Annotated in this window: 22 protein-coding genes; 14 read left to right on the top strand and 8 right to left on the bottom strand. The window is 61.3% G+C overall.

Annotation, left to right across the window (positions count from 1 at the left end; all coding sequences use genetic code 11):
* Window positions 1–30: 30 nt before the first annotated feature.
* From Q6A47_RS18135 to Q6A47_RS18125, 3 genes are all read left to right on the top strand, one after another.
* On the top strand, window positions 31–309 hold the full coding sequence (locus tag Q6A47_RS18135; protein ID WP_029613534.1) for a hypothetical protein: 279 nt from the start codon (window positions 31–33) through the stop codon (window positions 307–309).
* Window positions 310–324: 15 nt separating this feature from the next.
* On the top strand, window positions 325–1092 hold the full coding sequence (locus tag Q6A47_RS18130) for a CHAD domain-containing protein (RefSeq protein WP_304485001.1): 768 nt from the start codon (window positions 325–327) through the stop codon (window positions 1090–1092).
* Between the two features lie 95 nt (window positions 1093–1187).
* Entirely contained in the window at window positions 1188–1985 is a 798-nt protein-coding gene (locus Q6A47_RS18125; protein ID WP_304485000.1) for an acyl-CoA thioesterase, read from the top strand.
* 10 nt (window positions 1986–1995) lie between these two features.
* Here Q6A47_RS18125 and Q6A47_RS18120 read toward each other — a convergent pair whose 3' ends face one another.
* The 3 genes from Q6A47_RS18120 to Q6A47_RS18110 form a co-directional block, all read right to left on the bottom strand.
* Window positions 1996–2364 carry an Mpo1-like protein gene (locus tag Q6A47_RS18120; protein WP_039576585.1) on the bottom strand — a complete coding sequence of 123 codons (369 nt, stop codon included), beginning with the start codon at window positions 2362–2364 and terminating at the stop codon, window positions 1996–1998.
* 75 nt (window positions 2365–2439) lie between these two features.
* Window positions 2440–3918 (bottom strand): methyl-accepting chemotaxis protein, encoded by a 1479-nt coding sequence (locus Q6A47_RS18115; RefSeq protein WP_304484999.1) that lies wholly within the window; start codon window positions 3916–3918, stop codon window positions 2440–2442.
* 87 nt (window positions 3919–4005) lie between these two features.
* Window positions 4006–4803 carry a TatD family hydrolase gene (locus Q6A47_RS18110; RefSeq protein WP_304484998.1) on the bottom strand — a complete coding sequence of 266 codons (798 nt, stop codon included), beginning with the start codon at window positions 4801–4803 and terminating at the stop codon, window positions 4006–4008.
* A 127-nt stretch (window positions 4804–4930) separates the two neighbouring features.
* On the opposite strand from Q6A47_RS18110, the gene Q6A47_RS18105 reads away from it, so the two are divergent.
* The 4 genes from Q6A47_RS18105 to greB all read left to right on the top strand — a co-directional run bounded on the left by Q6A47_RS18105 (window position 4931) and on the right by greB (window position 7976).
* Window positions 4931–6340, top strand: a complete 1410-nt coding sequence (locus Q6A47_RS18105) for an MltF family protein (protein WP_304484997.1) — start codon at window positions 4931–4933, stop codon at window positions 6338–6340.
* Between the two features lie 104 nt (window positions 6341–6444).
* A complete protein-coding gene (locus tag Q6A47_RS18100) occupies window positions 6445–6879 on the top strand; it encodes a DoxX family protein (RefSeq protein WP_304484996.1) in 435 nt (144 codons plus the stop codon).
* A gap of 213 nt (window positions 6880–7092) precedes the next feature.
* A complete protein-coding gene (locus Q6A47_RS18095; protein WP_116887927.1) occupies window positions 7093–7401 on the top strand; it encodes a hypothetical protein in 309 nt (102 codons plus the stop codon).
* 98 nt (window positions 7402–7499) lie between these two features.
* A complete protein-coding gene (gene greB / locus Q6A47_RS18090; RefSeq protein WP_039576595.1) occupies window positions 7500–7976 on the top strand; it encodes a transcription elongation factor GreB in 477 nt (158 codons plus the stop codon).
* A gap of 21 nt (window positions 7977–7997) precedes the next feature.
* Here greB and Q6A47_RS18085 read toward each other — a convergent pair whose 3' ends face one another.
* Entirely contained in the window at window positions 7998–10505 is a 2508-nt protein-coding gene (locus tag Q6A47_RS18085) for an ABC transporter permease (RefSeq protein WP_304484995.1), read from the bottom strand.
* The gene (locus tag Q6A47_RS18080) at window positions 10502–11188 is read right to left on the bottom strand and encodes an ABC transporter ATP-binding protein (RefSeq protein WP_304484994.1); all 687 of its coding nucleotides are present in this window, start codon (window positions 11186–11188) and stop codon (window positions 10502–10504) included. The genes Q6A47_RS18085 and Q6A47_RS18080 overlap by 4 nt, the downstream gene beginning before the upstream one ends.
* 10 nt (window positions 11189–11198) lie before the next feature.
* On the opposite strand from Q6A47_RS18080, the gene Q6A47_RS18075 reads away from it, so the two are divergent.
* The 3 genes from Q6A47_RS18075 (at window position 11199) to Q6A47_RS18065 (ending at window position 13232) form a co-directional block, all read left to right on the top strand.
* Window positions 11199–11804 (top strand): arylesterase, encoded by a 606-nt coding sequence (locus Q6A47_RS18075; protein ID WP_039576599.1) that lies wholly within the window; start codon window positions 11199–11201, stop codon window positions 11802–11804.
* A gap of 58 nt (window positions 11805–11862) precedes the next feature.
* Window positions 11863–12144 carry a hypothetical protein gene (locus Q6A47_RS18070; protein ID WP_039576600.1) on the top strand — a complete coding sequence of 94 codons (282 nt, stop codon included), beginning with the start codon at window positions 11863–11865 and terminating at the stop codon, window positions 12142–12144.
* A gap of 110 nt (window positions 12145–12254) precedes the next feature.
* Window positions 12255–13232: a L,D-transpeptidase family protein gene (locus tag Q6A47_RS18065; protein WP_039576602.1), complete on the top strand. Its 978-nt coding sequence runs from the start codon at window positions 12255–12257 to the stop codon at window positions 13230–13232.
* 131 nt (window positions 13233–13363) lie between these two features.
* Here Q6A47_RS18065 and oprI read toward each other — a convergent pair whose 3' ends face one another.
* Window positions 13364–13615, bottom strand: a complete 252-nt coding sequence (gene oprI / locus Q6A47_RS18060; protein ID WP_003259780.1) for an outer membrane lipoprotei OprI — start codon at window positions 13613–13615, stop codon at window positions 13364–13366.
* A gap of 501 nt (window positions 13616–14116) precedes the next feature.
* Between oprI and Q6A47_RS18055 the strand changes: the two genes are divergently transcribed.
* Complete coding sequence (locus Q6A47_RS18055; protein ID WP_029613543.1) at window positions 14117–14398, top strand: GNAT family N-acetyltransferase; 282 nt, start codon at window positions 14117–14119, stop codon at window positions 14396–14398.
* 70 nt (window positions 14399–14468) lie between these two features.
* Here the strand turns inward: Q6A47_RS18055 and Q6A47_RS18050 are convergent, their stop codons facing one another.
* Window positions 14469–15545, bottom strand: a complete 1077-nt coding sequence (locus Q6A47_RS18050; protein ID WP_039576648.1) for a 3-deoxy-7-phosphoheptulonate synthase — start codon at window positions 15543–15545, stop codon at window positions 14469–14471.
* Between the two features lie 241 nt (window positions 15546–15786).
* Here Q6A47_RS18050 and Q6A47_RS18045 point away from each other — a divergent pair, with 241 nt between their 5' ends.
* The 3 genes from Q6A47_RS18045 to cysB all read left to right on the top strand — a co-directional run bounded on the left by Q6A47_RS18045 (window position 15787) and on the right by cysB (window position 18432).
* Window positions 15787–16734 carry a putative 2-dehydropantoate 2-reductase gene (locus Q6A47_RS18045; RefSeq protein ID WP_304484993.1) on the top strand — a complete coding sequence of 316 codons (948 nt, stop codon included), beginning with the start codon at window positions 15787–15789 and terminating at the stop codon, window positions 16732–16734.
* Between the two features lie 98 nt (window positions 16735–16832).
* Window positions 16833–17330: a universal stress protein gene (locus Q6A47_RS18040; protein WP_029613546.1), complete on the top strand. Its 498-nt coding sequence runs from the start codon at window positions 16833–16835 to the stop codon at window positions 17328–17330.
* A 127-nt stretch (window positions 17331–17457) separates the two neighbouring features.
* On the top strand, window positions 17458–18432 hold the full coding sequence (gene cysB, locus Q6A47_RS18035; protein WP_029613547.1) for an HTH-type transcriptional regulator CysB: 975 nt from the start codon (window positions 17458–17460) through the stop codon (window positions 18430–18432).
* Between the two features lie 108 nt (window positions 18433–18540).
* On the opposite strand, the gene Q6A47_RS18030 is transcribed toward cysB, so the two are convergent.
* Window positions 18541–19275, bottom strand: coding sequence for a phosphoadenylyl-sulfate reductase (locus Q6A47_RS18030; protein ID WP_304484992.1), 735 nt, complete (start codon window positions 19273–19275; stop codon window positions 18541–18543).
* Window positions 19276–19358: the final 83 nt, after the last annotated feature.

Below are 19358 nucleotides of genomic sequence, written 5' to 3'. Positions count from 1 at the left end.
GACTGTTGTCCCTTCTTGAGGTATCACCCGATGAAAGCGTGGATCTTCGTTCCCTTGATGGCGCTGGCGGTAGCCGGTTGTGCAGGCAAAACGGCTTACCGCGACAGTTGCGCGACGCAACTCGATGCCGCCTGGAAAGAGCTCGATCTAGCCAAGGCCGAGGGGTTCGCCGGCACCGTTAGCTACTCCAAGGCGCTGTCCCTTCTGACTGGAGCCAAAACCCAGCAGCAGTTCGAAGCGTTCGAAGGGTGCAGCACCAAAGCCGAGCGTGCGCGCTTCTACATCCGTGAGTCCCGTGCCGGTCGATGACCGAGGAGAGTGGAAATGTCCGCGATGATGGATCATGTGGTTGCCCAGGTGCTGGCCCTGCACGTCCGTCTGCTCGCTTGTCGTGAGCGCCTGGCTGCTGATACCGACAGCGAGCCACTGCATGACCTGCGCACCAGTCTGCGACGCCTGCGCAGCCTGCTGCGGCCCCTGCGTGGCCTGCCTGGGATCGAGCAGCTCGAAGAAGCGGCACGGTCCCTGGGCACGTTGACCACGCCCTTGCGAGACCGCGAAGTGCTTGCTGCGCAGTTGATCGCCAGTGGACACCCCGAGCCTGGCCAGCGGCGACTGCAGGGCAGGGCGGCCACCTTTGCCAGCGTTGCTGCCAGCGCACAATTAAGGCGTGTCCTGGCCATTCTCGATACATTCCCGCTGTTCCTGCGCGCCGCCGATCGCGAAGGTTTGGCCCACGAACTGCGTACCCGGGTCGATAAGCGGCTAGGCAAGCAATGGCGCAAACTCCAGGCCGGCATTGACGACCCGGCGCATGATCGTCATCGCCTGCGTCTGTTGATCAAGCGGGTGCGCTACGGCGATGAGGCTTATCCGCAGTTGCGCCATGCGAAGAAGCCGCTGCAGCGCCTGCTCAAGCAGGCACAGGCGGATCTTGGCGACTGGCATGATCGTCTCCAGTGGCTGCTGCAGGTACGTGAGCATGCCGATTTGGCGCCCTGCGCCGAAATGTGGGAGCTGCAGTTGCAGCAAGCCGAGCGTCATTGCGATGTCACGCTCAAGTCGCTGCGCAAGGCGCTGTCACACCGATAGTCCCTGTAAATGACCGATATGTAGGCTGTCACCGATCTGTGCGCTGGATACTCTGCAGCCTGGTTGCACTACGAACGAACAGGGCTGTGAGCGCCATGAATCTAGATGAACTGCTGGTTGCCGTGCGTAACCACCCCGAGAACCTGAGCATTCCAGCCAGTTGGGGCCAAGGCCGCGCGTGTTTTGGTGGTCTGATGGCGGCTCTGGTGCATGAAACGATGTGTTTGAAAGTCGGCGGTGACAGACCGGTACGGTCGCTGGCCATCACGTTCGTGGGCCCTGCGGTGCCCGAGATGCCGATTCGCTTCGACGCCGAGGTGCTGCGAGAGGGCAAGGCCGTGACCACCGTCCTGGGCAGGGCCGTTCAGGCGGGTCAGGTGGTGACGTTAGTGCAAGGCAGTTTCGGTGAAAGCCGTGCGTCTGAGGTGCAGGTGGGGGCCGGCTCGGCGACGCCTATCAAGCCTCTCGCAGAAGCGACGCCAGAGTTACCCTACATCGCTGGCGTCACTCCGGCGTTCATGCGCCACGTTTCGTTGCGTTGGGCACTGGGTGGTCTGCCATTCAGCGGTAATGACTCACGAGAAATGGGCGGCTGGGTGCGCTTGCGCGATGTGGCGAAGGCGCCTCTGAGCGTCGGACACCTGTTGGCGCTGGTAGACGCCTGGCCGCCCAGCGTGCTGCCAATACTGAGCAAGCCGGCTGCCGGTAGCACGTTGTCATGGACCATTGAATTCGTTCAGCCCATACCCGAGGTCAGCACTTCGGATTGGTGCCAGTACCGAGTCGAGACTGAGCATGCCAGAGACGGCTATGGCCACGCTGCCGCCAGGTTATCCTCGGCTGACGGCAGGTTACTTGCACTGAGTCGTCAAACGGTGACCGTCTTCGCCTGAACGGGCCACGTCAGCGCCGGAGTCTGTGGCGCTCACGCCAGGCGCGCAACCATCCACCTGAAAGCACAAAGCGCGGAAAGGTCACGAACTGTTCGGTCAGCAGACGTCTGAAAGCATCGCTTCTATCGCTGAACGGTTCGGGCTGCTCAGCCTCCAGTCGATGACCCTGACGTTGCATGCCAAGCGCTGCGATCAGCGCAAGAGCGCCCACCGCCAATTGAGTGAGGTCCATCGCGAACAGGCCCGAAAGCAGCAGTAGAAACGCCAGGATGAACAAAGGGACGGCGATCAAGTGCAGCACCAGATTGGCCGGATGGCGGTGGTGATGATGATAGCCGCGCCATTGCCAGGCGGGCAGGTTGGGTAGACGCTTGCTCATGGACATCTCCTCTCGGTCATGTCCAAAGCTTAGTGCGGCCCCTGGATCGGGGCCAATCGATGCCCTTTATGGGGGCTATAGCTTGAGCTGGCCGATGGCTTTGTTCAGCTCGCCGGCCAGCGTTGCCAGCTCGTTGCTGGTGGTAGCCGAGCCCACGGTCTGCTGTACGGTTTGCTCGGTGACGTCGCGGATGCTGACCACCGCCCGGTTCATCTCTTCGGCCACTTGACTCTGCTGCTCTGCAGCCACCGCGATTTGGGTGTTGCTTTCGCGCATTTGAGCCACTGCCTGGGTGATCTCGGCGAGGGCGTCACCCGCTTCACGTGCCTGCTGCACGCAATCGTCGGCTTTGAAGGAACTCTCCTGCATGAAGTCCACTGCATCGCGGGTCCCATCCTGCAGTGCCGAGACCATGGTGGTGATCTCGTCCGTGGAACTTTGTACCCGCTTGGCCAGGTTGCGCACCTCATCGGCGACCACCGCGAAGCCCCGACCCAAGTCCCCCGCCCGCGCTGCTTCGATAGCCGCGTTGAGTGCCAGCAGGTTGGTCTGTTCGGCAATGCTGTGGATCACGCTGACCACACTGTTGATCTTCTGGCTGTCGTCGGCCAGTTGGCGAATCATCTCGGCAGTCTGCTGTACGCCGCTGGACAGGCCAGAGATGGAGTCCTGGACGCGGGTCACCACTGCCTGTCCACTGCCGGCAAGGGTATCGGCGCTCTGCGATAAATCGCGAGTAGCGCCTGCATGCTGGGCAATGTGGTGGACCGTGGCGGACATCTCGTTGATGGCGGTGGCAGCCTGGTCGGTCTCGCTCTGTTGGCCGATCATGCCGTGGCGCACTTCGTTCATGCTGGTCGCCAAGCGTGCGGCACCTGCGTCGAGCTGTGCGGCCGTTCGCGCCACGGTGCTCACCACGCGGTGGTAAGTGGTCTGCATGGCATTGAAGGCACCGGCCATCTGGCCCACCTCGTCGCCGCAGGCCAGCGGCACCCGGGCCGACAGGTCGCCGGTGCGTTCGACATGCAGCATCACGTCCTTGAGCATGTTGAGCTGACTCAGCAGGAAGCGGATGAGCAATTGCGAGGCGCAGAGCATCGCCAGCATGAGGATCAGCACGCACAGCGCATATTGGGTGAAGCGGTCAAAAAATACCTGGCGCAGGCTGGGTGACTGCGCCAGCACGGCAATGTGCTGGTCGCCCAGGCGTAGTACCTGGGCGCCGCGCAGGGGATCGGTGCCGAGCAACCAAGCTGCCGGTAGATCGACCCAGCCTTGCGCCTCGCGCAGTGACTCGAGGGACTGCCCTGCGAACGTAGGGTTTTGGCCGGTTTGCCAAGTGATGATCTGAGCCAGGGGAGGAAGGGGCTGGTTGGCGGGCCATCTGGCCAGCACCTCAGCTTGAGCCAGGGCCTGCGCGTGTGCCGCCTCGGCACGGGCCTGTTGCTCGAGATTGACGGCGTAAAGTACCAGCAGCAAGGTCGTGACAAAGGCCACCGCATTGACGGCCCAAAACTTGTACTTCAAGGAAATATTGCTAAGCCAGGCACCCATGGAAGGTCTTCTCTGAGTTGAGCGGAAACATTATTGGCAAGGTGCCATCATTGTGCGCGCTCGATGAGTCGACTGTCATGATGTGCATCAAGGGAGTTTGAAGAAAGCCTTTGCCGTCGCCGTCGTGTGTTCAGCGCACTGCTCGACGCTCTCGTTACGGTGCATGGCAACCTCGCGCAGTACGTAGGGTAGGTAGGCGGGTTCGTTGCGTCCACTTTTGGGCTTGGGGCGCAGGCTGCGTGGGAGAAGATAGGGCGCGTCGGTTTCCAGCATCAGTCGGCCCTGGGCAATGTCGCCGACCAGCGGATGCAAATGCGTACCACGGCGTTCGTCGCAGATCCAACCTGTGATGCCGATGTGCAGGTCCATGTCCAGATAGGCGAACAAGGCGTCGCGTTCTCCGGTAAAGCAGTGCACCACTGCAGCGCTCAGATGGTCGCGGTAGTCCTTGAGAATGGCCAGCAGACGTTGACTGGCGTCACGTTCGTGCAGAAACACCGGCAACTGCAGTTCAGCTGCCAGCGCTAACTGCGCGTGCAGGGCACTTTCCTGCAGGGGACGAGGAGAGAAGTCGCGGTTGAAATCCAATCCGCATTCACCCACCGCTCGCACGCGTGGCGCTTTCAGCAGTTCGCGCAGACGGCGCTCGCTTTCTCCACTCCAGGTGCTGGCCTCATGGGGGTGGACGCCGGCCGTGGCGAATAGGCACTGACCCTGCGCATCGAGTTGCTGACACAGCTCAAGTGCTTGCTCGCTCACGTCCAGGTTGGTGCCGGTAACCACCATCTGCGCCACGCCGGCCTCACGGGCGCGTTCGATGATTGCCGCTTCATGTTGATGGAAGCTGCTGTTGGTCAGATTGACGCCGATATCGATCAGTTGCATGGTGCTGTCTCATGCTGCGGGACGGCCACGATAGCAAAGTCCGCCATTTCGCGGGAAAACCAAGAACTTCGCACAAGATTGGTGGTCTTTTGCCATCATCTCTTGGCCGTTCCCGGATGTACTTCCCATGCTGCGATTGTTGCTGACGACTCTGCTGTTGCTCGGCCTGCTCAACGTGGTGCCTGCCTTCGCGCGTGAAGCCGGTCCGGTGCAGCACGCGCCAGCTTCTCAGGTTCGTGACCTGCCGCAGATCCGCGCCAGCAAGGTGCTGAGGGTGCTGGTCAATCAGAGCCGTAACAGCTCAGGTGAGGTCAAGGGTGAGCCGGTCGGCGTCGAGTACTACCGCTTGCGAGCACTGGAGCATGCACTCAACGCACGGATGGATGAAGGACAGCGAATAACCTTCAAGGTCGTTCCCAGAGCCAAGGAGCAGCTCATTGGCGCATTGCGTCGCGGCGAAGGCGATTTGGCAGCGCCTGGTGAGCTGCTCGATGCGGCGCTGGTACATGAAGTGGGCGTCAGTGCACCCGTGGTCGATCAGGTAGCACTCGTGCTGGTCGGGCGCAAAGGTGATCGGTCTTTCAGTCGGATCGAACAGTTGTCTGGACGCACGATTGCGTTGACCACAGCCAGTGCGGCGGGACCTGTGATCGAGCAGATCAATCAGCAACTGGCGCTGCGCAAGCGTGCGCCGGTGAGGATCGAGTGGGTAGACCCGACCCTGGCGGTGGAGGATGTGCTGGAAATGGTTCAGGCCGGCATCTATCACCTGACCGTGGTAGAGCGTCCCATTGCCCAACGTTGGGCGCGTGTGATGTCCAAACTGCGGCTAGACACGCGCTTGCACCTTGGCCAGCCACAGGCCATGCGTTGGTATGTGCGCAAGGATGCCACGCAGTTGCTCAGCAGCATCGACCGCTTTCTGGCGAGCTATCGTGCCCCAGATAACCAGGATGCCGCGTTTGAGCGAATCTATCGACGTCAGTACCGCGTCCATGATCCACTGGCTCGGCAAGATCGCCGGCGCTTGGTATCGGTGCGTGCGGTATTGCAGAAGCATGCGGCCGAGCAACAGATCGATTGGCTCAACCTGGCCGCCCTGGCCTTCAAGGAGTCGAGCCTTGACCCCAAGGCGCGTGGCGTGGGTGGTGCTCACGGCCTGATGCAGATCACTCCCTCTGCTGCTCAGCGAGTGGGCGTGAGCGATACCTCGACGGTCGATGGCAATGTTCAGGCGAGCGCGCGCTATCTGGCCATGATTCGTCGCAAGTTCTTTTCCAGCCCCCAACTCAATGAGCGTGAGCGCATGGCCTTTGTACTCGCGGCTTACAACCTTGGTCCCGAGCGGGTTCAGGCCATGCGGGCGCAGGCGCGTCGGCGCGGGCTGAACGCCAATCAGTGGTTTTTTCAGACTGAGCGAATCGCGATGGAGCAGGTGGGGATGGGAACAGTCAACTTCGTCAACAGCGTCAACAAGTACTTCCTGGCATTCAACCGTGAGCGATCGGGACTTGAACAGGGGATAGGGCGGCAATAGGTTCTAATTAATCGATAGGTGGGTTCGGTTATTTGCGGTTTCCGTATCTTTAAAATCGATTAATATCGCGCTCATTCCCCACATCCGTTCAAGGAAACTGCAAGATGAGCCCTACCATCAAAGCCCTCCTTTCCACCCGCGCCGGTTTTGGCGTCAGCTTGTTGCGTGTTCTGATTGGTTTTATATTCATGGCGCACGGCGCACAAAAGCTCTTCGGTTGGTTCGGCGGCTACGGCCTTGAGGGGACCGGCCAGTGGATGGAAAGCATCGGACTGGCACCTGGTTATCTGATGGCCATGCTTTCCGGCAGTGCCGAGTTCTTCGGCGGGCTGGGTTTACTGCTCGGGCTGCTGGCGCGTCCCGCGGCGCTGGTGCTGAGTGCAACGTTGGTCGTGGCAATTTTCACTGTGCACATTAGCAACGGCTTGTTTATGGCCAACAATGGCTATGAGTTCGCGCTTGCGTTGATGGCCGGCACCCTCGCCATTCTCTTAGAAGGCGCCGGTCGGGTGTCGTTGGATCGCCTGATAGCCCGCTGACATATGCCTGCAAACCGTTAACGGCAAACTGCAAGTGAGCAGCCACTTGCAGCTTGCCATCAGACGCTCTAGGATAACGCTTGCGCCGATTTAAACAGCTACTTGCGGGGCGCAGGAAAGGTCTGCAAGGCCATCCGAAATACCGCTAAAGCGCTGGTTCGGTGACGCCTCCCACCGCTGCCCAGCGGGATCTGCGAGGCGGAGAGATACTCCATGAGTTGCCCACGTACCAGCGTCTGCTTGACTCCACTGCCAGCCGATCAGGCCGCACGCACGCCTCGCATCCTTTTAGGTGGTCAGCACCAACCCACACTGCTGCGCAATCTCGATGGATTTTCCCGCCGCAAGGGTCAAGCCCGCGCCTTCCTCATCCAGTTCGCCGAAAACGCCTGCGACCTTGCCCGGTACGCCAGTGACCGCTTTGATCTGGCAGTCATCCAGGCACCGACGGGCGAACACGCTGGCGAAATCATCGGTCACCTTACCCGCATTGCTCGCCAGGGATTGATTACGCGCGGCTGATTCTCTGGCAGATGTCGTGCGCTGTGTTTTTTCGTTAAGCTCCCAGCCCCGCCAGGCCGATGTCGCCTGCGCAGGTAGTCGTGAGGAGAGCGAGCGGTTTGAGCACCAATATCATCACCATCGAAGGCCATGAGGCGCTCAAGAAGGAGCTGGATCATTTGTGGCGCGTCTACCGTCCGGAGATCACGCAGAAGGTGACGTGGGCGGCGTCTTTGGGCGATCGCAGCGAGAACGCTGATTATCAGTACAACAAGAAGCTGCTGCGCGAGATCGATCGTCGGGTCCGCTATCTGCGCAAACGTCTCGAGGACGTCAAAGTGGTGAGTTATTCGCCACAACAGGAGGGGCGCGTGTTCTTTGGCGCCTGGGTCGAGATCGAGAATGACGAGGGGCAGACCCTGGCGTTTCGTATCGTCGGCTACGACGAGATCCATGGCCGCAACGACTATATTTCCATCGATTCGCCCATGGCCCGTGCTTTGCTTAAAAAGGAGGAGGGCGACGAGGTCCGAGTGCATACCCCAACCGGTGATGCGACCTGGTACATCAATCGCATCCACTATGGCGCGACCTGAGCACGCCATGGCGGATGGTGGTCAGGTGTCTCGCAACACGCTCAAGGGTGATGCATTGAGCGCACGCCGGGTGCCGAAGACGCCGGCGGCGCCCACCAGCAGTGCGCCGATCAGTGGCAGCACCAGTAGCCACGGATGCGGTGCCCATTGCAGGTTAAAGGCGTAGCGGTACAGCCCCCAACTGATCAGCTCGCAGCCCAGTGCTGCCAATACACCGCTGGCCGCGCCGAGCAGGCCGAACTCGATGCGCCGGGCCTTGACCAGTAGAGCGCGTCCGGCACCGAGTGCGCGCAGCAGGGCGCCTTGGCGAATGCGCTCGTCCAGAGTGGCCTGTAATCCAGCGAGCAGTACCGTCACACCCGCCGCCAATACGAACAGCAGAACGTACTCTACAGCCAGGGTGACCTGGGCCAGGATGCTGCGCAGTTGCCCCAGCAGTGCATCGACCTGCAGCAGGGTCACGGCCGGGAAGGCGCGTGACAGTGCGACCACTTCAGCATCGTGGCCTGGCGCGAGGTAGAAGCTGGTCAGGTAGGTGGCTGGCAGTCCTTGCAGCGTACCCGGCTGGAAGATCATGTAGAAATTGGGCTGGAAGCTGTCCCAATGTACGGTCCGCAGGCTGGTGACCTGTGCCTGACGCTGCTCGCCCCCGATATCGAAGGTCAACAGGTCGTTAAGTTCCAGGCCCAGGCTGGCAGCTAGATCGGCTTCGACCGACACGCCGGGAGGCCTGTTATCGGGGGGTGATGATTGCCACCAAGTGCCGTCGACTATGGCATTGCCCTGGGGCAGATTGGCGGCCCAAGTCAAGCTCAGATCACGCTGTACGGCCCGCTCCCCAGCAGAGTCCTTGCTCACCCGTTGCTGGACCGATTGCCCGTTGATCTGCGTGAGCCGGCCTGGCATGACGGGATACAACGGGGCGGACGTGGCGTTGAGTTCGCGTAACCGCTGAGTAAACGGCTCGCGGTCGTCCGGCAGAATGTTGAGGGCGAAGTGATTGGGCGCGTTTTTGGGCAACTGGGCCTGCCAGTTGTCGAGGAGCTCCGCGCGCAGCAGTGCGATCAGCGCCATGGCCAGCAGTATCAGGCCGAAGGCGAGTGCCTGTCCGGCGGCGGCCAGCGGGTGACGCAGCAGTTGACCCAGGCCCAGTCGCCAGGCAAGCGGGGCGGCGGACAGCATTCGCCTCAGGCTGCGCAGGGCCAGCAGCAAAAGGCCGGCGAGCAGGGCTGCGGCCACGATCCCGCCGCCGAGCAGGGCGAATGTCAGGATCAGGTCGAGGCTCAGCCGCCACATGATCAGCCCCAGAGCAAACAGTGCGGCGCCGTACACCAGCCAACTGCTGGGCGGGGTGGGTAGCAGGTCGCGGCGAAGGACGCGCAGAGGCGGGACCCGTCCCAGCGCGGCCAAAGGTGGCAGAGCGAAGCCGGCCAGCGCGACCAGTCCGGTGCCGATGCCGGCCAGCGCCGGCGCAAGATTGCCGGAAGGGACCGCACTGGGCAGTAGCCCTTGCAGCAACGCGAACAGCCCAAGTTGTGCCAGCCAGCCCACCCATGCACCGCTCAGCGATGCGACCAGGCCCAACACGGTCAACTGCAGTGAAAAAAGGCCCAGTGCCTGGTGGCGTGACAAGCCCAGGCAGCGAAGCAGGGCACTGGCATCGAGACGGCGAGCGGCGTAGCGGCTGGCTGACAGCGCCACTGCCACGCCGGCCAACAACACCGCCACCAGGCTGGCCATGTTCAAGTAACGCTCGGCGCGACCAAGAGCGCCACCGATCTGACGATTGCCATCACGGGTATCGAGCAATCGCTGGTTGGCGGCTAACTGCTGCTCAATTGCCTGCCGATAGCTTTCCAGCGCTTGGGGCTCGCCGCGCCAGAGGTCGCGATAGGTAACCCGGCTGCCCGGTTGGATCACTCCAGTGGCCTCCAGATCGGCCATGTTCATCAGTACGCGCGGGGTAAGGCTGTAGAAATTGCCGGCACGATCCGGCTCGTACGTGAGCACACGGGTCATGCGCAGGGGTTTCATGCCCACGTCGATGCTATCGCCGAGTGACAGCCCCAGCGCCGTCAACAGGCGCGCTTCTACCCACGCCTCACCCGGCGCAGGGCTACCTCCTGGGCTTTCGCTGCCGTAAGACGTGGCTGCGCTGCGCAGCTCGCCGCGCAACGGGTAGGCCGAGTCGACAGCCTTGATGCTGGAGAGCTGGATGCCTGCGTCGGCGGCCACCACACTGCTGAACTCAACCACGCGGGCGTGCTGAAGACCGCGTGATGTACCCGCGTCGAGTTGCTCGATTCGGATGGGGGAGGAGCCTTGCAGCACCAGGTCGGCTGCGAGGAATTCGCTGGCCCGCAGTTGCATGGCGCTGTTGAGGCGAGCGCCGAAGTAAGCGATGGCGGTGCTGGCTGCTACTGCCACCAGCACCGCCAAGAACAGCACTCGCACTTCGCTCGCGCGAGCATCGCGCAGCAGTTGGCGCAGGGCCAGCGCGCACAAGTGCTTGACCGACAGGCGCGTCATTGAGGCGCCTGCGGCGCGACGAGGCGACCGGCCTCGAGGTGGATCAAGCGGCGGCACCGCTTGGCCAAGCGCTCGTCATGGGTCACCAGGACCAGGGTGGTACCACGCTCGCGGTTCAGCTCGAACAGCAGATCACTGATGCGCTCGCCGGTCTGGCTGTCGAGGTTTCCGGTGGGCTCGTCAGCGAACAGTACCGCCGGATGTGCAGCAAAAGCCCGTGCAATCGCCACCCGTTGCTGTTCACCGCCGGACAGTTGCCGAGGTGTGTGACTCATTCGATGGCCCAGGCCGACCCGATCGAGCAAGGCGCGCGCTTGTTCGCGTGCGTCGCGGCGACCGTCGAGCTCCAGGGGTAGCATCACGTTTTCCAGGGCGTTGAGGCTGTCCAGAAGCTGAAATGACTGGAACACGAAGCCGACATGCTCGGCGCGCACCTGGGCGCACTGGTCCTCGTCCAGTGCGCCGAGGTCGTGGCCGGCCAGCAGTACATTGCCCCCGCTGGGCCGATCAAGACCGGCGAGCAATCCGAGCAGGGTCGACTTGCCGGAGCCGGACGCGCCAACGATCGCCAGGCTGTCCCCTTGGCTGAGATCCAGCGACAGGGGGTGGAGGATGGTAAGGTCGCCTTCCGCGCTGGAGACCACTTTGCTAAGGTTCTGCGCAACGAGAATGCTGGGGCTCATGGAGAATCCAATGCGAATGTGGTGGTTGAGCGCCGGTCTGGCCCTGTGCGGCCTGGCTCAAGGCGCGGCGGCGGGGACGGTGCTGATTGTCGGCGATAGTATCAGCGCAGGTTTTGGCCTGGATACCCGCCAGGGCTGGGTCACGCTGCTGCAGCAGCGCCTGCATGACGAGGGATTCGCTGATCAAGTGGTCAACGCGTCGATCAGTGGTGACACCAGTGCCGGGGGGCAGGCGCGGCTACCGGCGCTGCTTGCGGCGCACAAGCCGGATCTGGTGGTGCTCGAGTTGGGCGGTAACGATGGGCTGCGGGGACAGCCGCCGCAGCAATTGCAACAAAATCTTGCATCAATGATCGATCGCTCGCGGGCCGCGGGTGCCAAGGTGGTATTGCTGGGCATGCGTCTGCCACCCAATTATGGTGTTCGCTATACCTCCGCATTCGCTCAGGTCTATGAGCAGTTGGCTAGCGACAAGAAGGTGCCCTTGGTGCCGTTTTTCCTCGAGGGCGTCGGTGGCGTCCCGGCGTTGATGCAGGCCGACGGTATCCATCCGGCCGAAGGCGCCCAGCAGCGCCTGCTGGACAATGCATGGCCGACGATAAAACCCATGCTCTGACGCTTTCAACGGGGAACGCTTTCGGCTAATGTTGCGCCCCCCGTTTCGAGTGCCCCCGATGCCCCGCCCCGCCTGGTCCCTGTACGCCTATCAACTGATCGAGCCCGACGAGCAATTGGATCTGTTCGCGTGTCAGGAGGTGCGTGTTCATCTCGCCGCGCGTCAACTCGAACTGGGTGCTCCAGCCGACCGCACCTTGTGTGGCGGATTGCTGCCAGCGCAGCCGCGCTGGTCTTCGGTGCAGCGTACGGTCTATCGCGATGAGCGCCTTTGCCCTTTGTGCCGCGCAATCCTCGATGCCCAGCGGCGGGGCACCCGGCCGGTGTGGCCTGAGCTCTGAGTACGCCTTTCATCATTTGTCATTCTTGCGTACCCGGCCGATGCCTCCCCCTCGGCAACAGCCGAGTGTACAATCGAACCTCTTGAACCCTCTGTCGAAGGATTTACCGGATGCTGCCGCGCTTTACCGCCGTCACCCGTTGCCTGTCCCTGGCTGCCCTGCTGATGACCGGTCCCGCCGTCGCGCTGGAATTGCCACTGCCACCGCCCGGAGAAGATGTCGTCGGCCAGGTGCGCACGATCAAGGCCAAGTACGAGGACACCTTCGCCGACATCGGCACCGCCAACGACCTGGGCTACCTGGAAATGATCGCGGCCAACCCCGGCGTCGATCCCTGGCTGCCGGGTGCCGGTACAGAGATCATCCTGCCGACGCGCTATATCCTGCCACCGGGGCCGCGCGAGGGGATCGTTATCAATCTGGCCGAGTACCGCCTTTATTACTACCCTAAAGGGCAGAATGTGGTGTACACCTTCCCGCTGGGTATCGGTCGTGAGGGCTGGGGCTCGCCAGTGGCCAATACCAAGATTACCGCCAAGACGCCCAACCCTACCTGGACCCCGCCAGCCTCCATCCGTGCCGAGCACGCCGCTGACGGGGATATCCTGCCCGCCGTAGTGCCGGCCGGCCCCGACAACCCACTGGGGCCCTTCAAATTCACCCTGGGCCTGCCGGGCTATCTGATTCATGGGTCGAACAAGAAGTTCGGCATCGGTATGCGCACCAGTCATGGCTGCTTCCGCATGCTCAACAACAATGTGGTCTCGCTCTCGGAGATGGTCCCTGTGGGCACGCCGGTGCGCATCATCAACGAACCCTACAAGTTCGGCGTGAGCGGCGGTAAGGTGTACCTGGAGGCGCATACGCCCTTGGACGAGCAGGGCAATCCTTCGGTCGTGGACAAGCACACGGCTGTCATCAATGCATTGCTCAAGCGCGAAGATCTCGCCAACAATCTGCGCATGAACTGGGACATGGTGCGCGACGTGGTCGCCGCCGAAGATGGTATCCCTGTCGAGATCGCTGTACCCGGCACTGGCCAGGGTGGCACCTCGATGGTGTCCGAAATTCCGCCCGAGATTCAGTAGCCGTAGCGATGTCTAGCCAGGCCCGCCTCATGGCGGGCTTTCTTCATCCTGAGCTTCTGTGTCGGCGGATGGACGCGCATAAAAAAGCCGACCCACGAATGGGTCGGCCTCTCAATAATCCGTGAGGACTATTACTTCCGGCTGGCTTTGTCCAGCATACGCAGAGCGCGCTCGTTGGCTTCGTCAGCGGTCTGCTGAGCCTTCTGAGCGGCGGCCAGAGCGTCGTCAGCCTTACGATAGGCTTCGTCAGCACGGGCTTGAGCGCGAGCAGCTGCGTCTTCGGTCGCAGTCAGACGAGCTTCGGTTTCTTTGGATACGCTGCTGCAACCGGTAGCCAGAACTGCGGCCAGAGCCAGAGCAGAGAATTTCAGAACGTTGTTCATCGTGTTCCCCTTCAAGGACTTTCTATTAAATAGCCATCTCTCGGAAAAGAGAAACTGGCCGGCGTACATACTACCCATTACTTGTAGTAAGTAAACTGACTGAGCGCAAGAAGCGTAAAAAAAATGTTGCCAGAAGCCCCGTATGGCAAGCCTTGCGATGAAGTTGACGCTGCTGATCCATCCGCCTCTCAGCGCTGCCTCAAGAAACTTTTCGTTGAACTAAGGGTGACTTGCACGGTCATGCAGCGTCTCAGGTACTAGAGCATCCGGCTGGCAGTTTGGTATTGATCGATGCCCGTCAGGCGATCCTTCTGCGCGCCATTGTTAGTCTGCACGGCTTGAGCAACGGCGCCTTGTCCGCCTACTATCTACCGCATCAGCGACCGCGAACGATTGCCAATGCGTAGTGGTCGAAGTGGCATTGGGTGGCGTCGAGCGCGCTCCGCCGGATAAATCATCGTTCAAGGCCAAGGTCTGCCATAAGGCCTGCGAGGAGTAGTGATGAGTGAAGCGCTGACCATCCACCATGACCAAGTCGGTCATCAGTTCGAGACCAATGTCGACGGTCATCGTGCTTATCTCACCTACATGGATCTGGGCAAGCAGACGCTCGATATTTATCGCACCTTCGTTCCAAACGCGCTGCGCGGACGTGGCATCGCTGCCGCGTTGACGGAGAAAGCGCTGGAGTATGCCGAGCAGATGGGATACACCGTGATCCCCTCATGTTCCTATGTCGAACGCTACATGGAGCGTCAGCAGCGGCATTCCAGCAAGGCCTGATCGGCTTACACCTACGAAAACGCCGGGCAATTGCCCGGCGTTTTCGTAGGTGTTCCGTCACTGCGATGCATCAGCCACGCTGACGTTTTGGCAGTACGTCCTTGAGTTTGGCGTGCATGCTGCGCAGGCTTTTCTCGGTCGCGGCCCAATCGATACAAGCATCGGTCACGGAGACGCCGTACTGGAGATCTTCCAGGTTTTTCGGAATCGCCTGACAGCCCCAGTTCAAATGGCTTTCCACCATCAGGCCGATGATCGACTGGTTGCCCTCGAGGATCTGGTTGGCCACGTTGTCCATGACCAGAGGCTGCAAAGCAGGGTCTTTGTTGGAGTTGGCATGGCTGCAATCGACCATGATATTGGGCTTGATCTTGGCTTTGGCCAGATCCTGCTCGCACAGCGCCACACTGACCGAGTCGTAGTTGGGCTTGCCATTGCCGCCGCGCAGTACCACGTGGCCATAGGCGTTGCCTTTGGTAGTGACGATGGAGACGCCACCTTCCTGGTTGATGCCCAGGAAGCGGTGCGGCTTGGAGACCGACTGCAGGGCATTGATCGCAACGGTGAGGCCGCCGTCCGTGCCGTTCTTGAAGCCAACCGCCGACGACAGTCCAGAGGCCATTTCACGGTGGGTCTGGGATTCAGTGGTGCGCGCGCCGATGGCCGACCAACTGATCAAGTCCTGCAGGTACTGGGGTGAGATCGGGTCCAAGGCTTCGGTGGCGGTGGGCAGGCCCATCTCGGCCAGGTCCAGCAGTAGCTTACGACCGATGTGCAGACCGTCCTGGATCTTGAATGAGTCATCCAGGTACGGGTCGTTGATCAGACCTTTCCAGCCAACAGTGGTACGAGGTTTCTCAAAGTACACGCGCATGACCAGATAGAGCGTGTCGGACACTTCTTCGGCCAGCACTTTGAGGCGCTCGGCATACTCATGGGCAGCCTTGATGTCGTGGATGGAGCATGGGCCGATCACGACGAACAGGCGGTGATCCTTGCCGTCGAGGATGTCGCGTACCACTTCGCGGCCAGCCGTCACGGTCTGCAGGGCCTTGGCGCTGAGCGGGATTTCTTTCTTCAGCTGATCGGGGGTGATCAGGGTCTCGTTGGAGGCAACGTTGAGGTCATCGATCGGTAAATCAGCCATCGTGTTACTCGTCAGGTCACGGGTGCCGGCCGCCAGCAAACCCCGTGCGGCCCAGCAGCAGATTGTTCGCAGCGGGGGGAGCCGAACCTTAGCGCGTTACGTCGGGCGCGACAATGGTCATGGCCCTGTCCAGGAGGATTAACCCTGCCGACGGAGACGCTAGGTATAGTGGCGCGATCAAATGGCGGTCGCTGCCTGCAGGCATGCGGTCGAGCAGACTTCGCCTGGACAGGAGGGCAGCATGGTTTCCCGCACTACACGCATCGGCATCATCGGTAGCGGTGCAATCGGTGGCTTCTATGGATTGATGCTGGCCCGCGCTGGTTTCGATGTGCACTTTCTGTTGCGTAGCGAGTACGCGGTGGTGCAAAAGGATGGGCTGAGTATCGATAGCGCCCTCCATGGAGCACTGCACATGAAGGTGCAGGCCTACGCCTCGGCTGGCGACATGCCGCCCTGTGACTGGCTGCTGGTCGGCGCCAAGGCCACCAGTAATGCCGAGCTGGCGCCGCTGCTCGTCCAGGCCGCAGCACCCGGTGCCCGTGTCGTATTGCTGCAGAACGGACTGGGCGTCGAGGAGCAATTGCGCCCTGCGCTGCGCGACGACATGCATCTGCTCGGCGGGCTGTGCTTCATCTGCGTGAATCGCCAGGCGCCCGGGGTCATTCGCCATCAAGCGCTGGGTGCGATCAACCTGGGCTACCACAGCGGTCCGGATGGCGTTGATGCTGGCGTAATCGCTGCTGAAGGCGCTGGGCTGTTCCGCGCCGCAGGGGTTGATTCGCAGCCGATGGACGACGTTGGCCAGGCGCGCTGGCAGAAATTGGTGTGGAATGTGCCTTACAACGGACTCTCAGTACTGTTGCAAGCCAGCACCAAAGCACTGATGAGCGATCCAGACAGCCGTGAGCTGGTGCGCGCGCTGATGCACGAAGTGGTCATCGGGGCTCAGGCCTGTGGGCAGGTTTTACCTCAGGGCTATGTCGAGCACCTGTTGCGCGTGACCGATCAGATGCCCGAATACTGGCCGAGCATGTACCACGATCATGTTCATCGCAGACCGCTGGAACTGCAGGCGATCTATGCCGAGCCACTGGCCCGTGCGCGGCAGGCCGGTTGTCATTTACTGAGGATCGAATCCCTGTACCAGGCGCTGACGTTCATCGACCGACGTAACCGCGCCGACTGAGCGACTTCCGCAACTCGGCCCGCGACGGCGAGACGCTGCCGCGCAGGCGCTGCTAAGCTCAAGCGTGCTCTGCCCGCCGAGGCAGTCGAGGAGGCCGTATGATCCGCTCCATGCTGTACGCCACCGATCTTGGCGTCTACGCGCCTTTCGTCATGCAGCATGCTCTGGCCCTGGCACGCACGTTCGAGGCGCAGTTGTATGTGATCCACGCTGTCGAGCCGATGGGTCAGTTCGCCGAATCGCTCCTGCAGAGCTACCTCGATGAGCAGACGCTCGAGCGGTTGCACTCCCAGGGAGTGAATACGGTCATGGCCAACATAGAGCAGCGTGTGCTGGAAAGCTTTCGCGACGAGCTGGGCGAGGATGCTGACCTGGCCGTGATCAAGGCTGTGCGCGTGCGTCAGGGTGATCCGGCGCAAGTCATTCTAGAGCAGGCCCAGCGTCTGGCGGTTGACCTGCTGATCTTCGGCAGTCACGCCGAGGGCGCAGGGGTCGACGTGCCGATTGGAAGGACTGCGGTGCGGCTGCTCCAACTATCGCCTGTACCGGTGTATATGGTGCCGTTGGCTCAGCACCTGGGTCGTAGGAAAGGCTGAAACTGGCAGTAGGTCTTTTCCGTCAGACGTAACAAAATAGTTCTAGATTTCTTCATCTGACCACTAATATAGTTATAACTCGTCGCTGCCAGCAGCCGGTGACCTACCGCTGATCCGAGGGAAACCTATGAAGCTTCAACAACTGCGCTACATCTGGGAAGTGGCGCACCATGACCTCAACGTCTCTGCCACTGCGCAGAGTCTTTACACCTCGCAGCCGGGGATCAGCAAGCAGATCCGCCTTCTGGAGGATGAGTTGGGGGTCGAAGTCTTCGCCCGCAGCGGCAAGCACCTGACCCGCGTCACGCCGGCCGGTGAGCGCATCATCACGACTGCCGGTGAAATTCTGCGCAAGGTCGAGAGCATCAAACAGATCGCCCAGGAATTCTCCAACGAGAAGAAGGGTACGCTGTCGATCGCCACCACCCACACCCAGGCGCGCTATGCGTTGCCACCGGTGATCAGCAATTTCATCAAGCAGTACCCTGAAGTGTCCTTGCACATGCACCAGGGCTCGCCGATGCAGATCGCAGAGATGGCGGCCGATGGCACCGTCGATTTCGCCATCGCCACCGAAGCGCTGGAGTTGTTTGGCGATCTGATCATGATGCCCTGCTACAAGTGGAATCGTTGCGTTGTGGTGCCTCAGGGGCACCCGCTTACCAAGCTGCCCAAGCTCACCCTTGAGGCGCTGGCCGAGTACCCCATCGTCACTTATGTGTTTGGTTTCACCGGTCGCTCGAAGCTGGACGAGGCGTTCAATCATCGCGGTCTGACGCCGAAGGTGGTGTTCACGGCGGCTGACGCTGATGTGATCAAAACTTACGTACGCTTGGGCCTGGGCGTGGGTATCGTGGCCAAGATGGCGGTCGATGCGAAGCTTGACAGCGATCTGGTCTGCCTGGACGCCAGCGAGTTGTTCGAAGCCAGCATCACCAAGATTGGCTTCCGTCGCGGCACTTTCCTGCGCGGCTTCATGTGCGACTTCATCGAAAAGTTCGCCCCTCACCTGACCCGCGAGGTGATGGCCAAAGCCATCCAGTGCCACAACAAGCAGGAGCTCGAGGCCCTGTTCGAAGGCGTCGAGCTGCCGGTGCACTAGAACGGTAGCTGCAAGCTATAAGCTTTGAGCTTCAAGAAAGAGCAGGCCGTGTGTGGTCTGCTCTTTTTGCTTGCAGCTTACAGCTTGCAGCTTACAGCTTGCAGCTGTTCAGCCTTTGCTGATCAGGTTGCCCGCATGCAGGCCGCATTCCTTCTGGGTCGATTCCTCCCACCACCAGCGGCCTTCGCGTTCGTGCTGGTTCGGTAGCACCGGGCGGGTGCACGGCTCGCAGCCGATGCTGATGAAGCCGCGTTCGTGGAGGCTGTTGTAGGGCAGTTCAAGCATGCGGATGTAACCCCAGACTTCCTCGCTGGACATCTGAGCCAGGGGGTTGAACTTGTACAAGTTGCGCTCGGCTGTGGAGAAGGCCGAGTCGATTTCCAGTGCTGCCACCTGGCTGCGAGTGCCGGGGCTCTGGTCGCGGCGCTGACCGGTCGCCCAGGCGCTGACGCCCGCCAGCTTGCGGCGCAGAGGTTCGATTTTGCGAATGCCGCAGCATTCGCCGTGGCCGTCCTTGTAGAAACTGAATAGCCCTTTGTCCTTGACGAAGGGGTCGAGCTTGGCGCGATCCGGGCTGAGAATTTCGATCGGCAGGCGGTAATGCTCGCGAACCTGATCGATGAAACGGTAGGTTTCCGGGTGCAAACGGCCGGTGTCCAGGCTGAAGACCTTGACCTGCTTGTTCAGCTTCCACGCCATGTCCACCAGTACCACATCTTCAGCACCGCTGAAGGAGATCCACAGGTCGTCACCGAAATGCTCGAAGGCGAGCTTGAGAATATCCTGGGGGGACTTGCTGGCGTAGGTCGCCGCCAGGGTGGCGACATCGAAGATTTGGCTCATCAGGCGGTTTCCATCGTGTGTATGGCGCTGTGCGCTCGTAGTGGGGCGATGGTAACAAAAAATGGCGTGGCAGACGCTTCCAT

The sequence above is a fragment of the Pseudomonas boreofloridensis genome, from assembly GCF_030580795.1.
Taxonomy (GTDB): domain Bacteria; phylum Pseudomonadota; class Gammaproteobacteria; order Pseudomonadales; family Pseudomonadaceae; genus Aquipseudomonas; species Aquipseudomonas boreofloridensis.
The sequence above is the reverse complement of the archived record's forward strand: the minus strand, read 5'-3'. Positions and strand labels throughout refer to the sequence as shown.

What these genes read in the sequence shown, in the direction of transcription:
- Q6A47_RS18125 (WP_304485000.1), top strand. Translation starts at nt 1,188, where the DNA reads ATGAATCTAGATGAACTGCTGGTTGCCGTGCGTAACCACCCCGAGAAC.
- Q6A47_RS18070 (WP_039576600.1), top strand. Translation starts at nt 11,863, where the DNA reads ATGCCCCGCCCCGCCTGGTCCCTGTACGCCTATCAACTGATCGAGCCC.
- Q6A47_RS18080 (WP_304484994.1), bottom strand. Translation starts at nt 11,188, where the DNA reads ATGAGCCCCAGCATTCTCGTTGCGCAGAACCTTAGCAAAGTGGTCTCC.
- Q6A47_RS18030 (WP_304484992.1), bottom strand. Translation starts at nt 19,275, where the DNA reads ATGAGCCAAATCTTCGATGTCGCCACCCTGGCGGCGACCTACGCCAGC.
- Q6A47_RS18130 (WP_304485001.1), top strand. Translation starts at nt 325, where the DNA reads ATGTCCGCGATGATGGATCATGTGGTTGCCCAGGTGCTGGCCCTGCAC.
- Q6A47_RS18065 (WP_039576602.1), top strand. Translation starts at nt 12,255, where the DNA reads ATGCTGCCGCGCTTTACCGCCGTCACCCGTTGCCTGTCCCTGGCTGCC.
- Q6A47_RS18075 (WP_039576599.1), top strand. Translation starts at nt 11,199, where the DNA reads ATGCGAATGTGGTGGTTGAGCGCCGGTCTGGCCCTGTGCGGCCTGGCT.
- oprI (WP_003259780.1), bottom strand. Translation starts at nt 13,615, where the DNA reads ATGAACAACGTTCTGAAATTCTCTGCTCTGGCTCTGGCCGCAGTTCTG.
- Q6A47_RS18110 (WP_304484998.1), bottom strand. Translation starts at nt 4,803, where the DNA reads ATGCAACTGATCGATATCGGCGTCAATCTGACCAACAGCAGCTTCCAT.
- Q6A47_RS18115 (WP_304484999.1), bottom strand. Translation starts at nt 3,918, where the DNA reads ATGGGTGCCTGGCTTAGCAATATTTCCTTGAAGTACAAGTTTTGGGCC.
- Q6A47_RS18040 (WP_029613546.1), top strand. Translation starts at nt 16,833, where the DNA reads ATGATCCGCTCCATGCTGTACGCCACCGATCTTGGCGTCTACGCGCCT.
- cysB (WP_029613547.1), top strand. Translation starts at nt 17,458, where the DNA reads ATGAAGCTTCAACAACTGCGCTACATCTGGGAAGTGGCGCACCATGAC.
- Q6A47_RS18105 (WP_304484997.1), top strand. Translation starts at nt 4,931, where the DNA reads ATGCTGCGATTGTTGCTGACGACTCTGCTGTTGCTCGGCCTGCTCAAC.
- Q6A47_RS18050 (WP_039576648.1), bottom strand. Translation starts at nt 15,545, where the DNA reads ATGGCTGATTTACCGATCGATGACCTCAACGTTGCCTCCAACGAGACC.
- Q6A47_RS18085 (WP_304484995.1), bottom strand. Translation starts at nt 10,505, where the DNA reads ATGACGCGCCTGTCGGTCAAGCACTTGTGCGCGCTGGCCCTGCGCCAA.
- Q6A47_RS18135 (WP_029613534.1), top strand. Translation starts at nt 31, where the DNA reads ATGAAAGCGTGGATCTTCGTTCCCTTGATGGCGCTGGCGGTAGCCGGT.
- Q6A47_RS18100 (WP_304484996.1), top strand. Translation starts at nt 6,445, where the DNA reads ATGAGCCCTACCATCAAAGCCCTCCTTTCCACCCGCGCCGGTTTTGGC.
- Q6A47_RS18120 (WP_039576585.1), bottom strand. Translation starts at nt 2,364, where the DNA reads ATGAGCAAGCGTCTACCCAACCTGCCCGCCTGGCAATGGCGCGGCTAT.
- Q6A47_RS18045 (WP_304484993.1), top strand. Translation starts at nt 15,787, where the DNA reads ATGGTTTCCCGCACTACACGCATCGGCATCATCGGTAGCGGTGCAATC.
- Q6A47_RS18055 (WP_029613543.1), top strand. Translation starts at nt 14,117, where the DNA reads ATGAGTGAAGCGCTGACCATCCACCATGACCAAGTCGGTCATCAGTTC.
- Q6A47_RS18095 (WP_116887927.1), top strand. Translation starts at nt 7,093, where the DNA reads ATGAGTTGCCCACGTACCAGCGTCTGCTTGACTCCACTGCCAGCCGAT.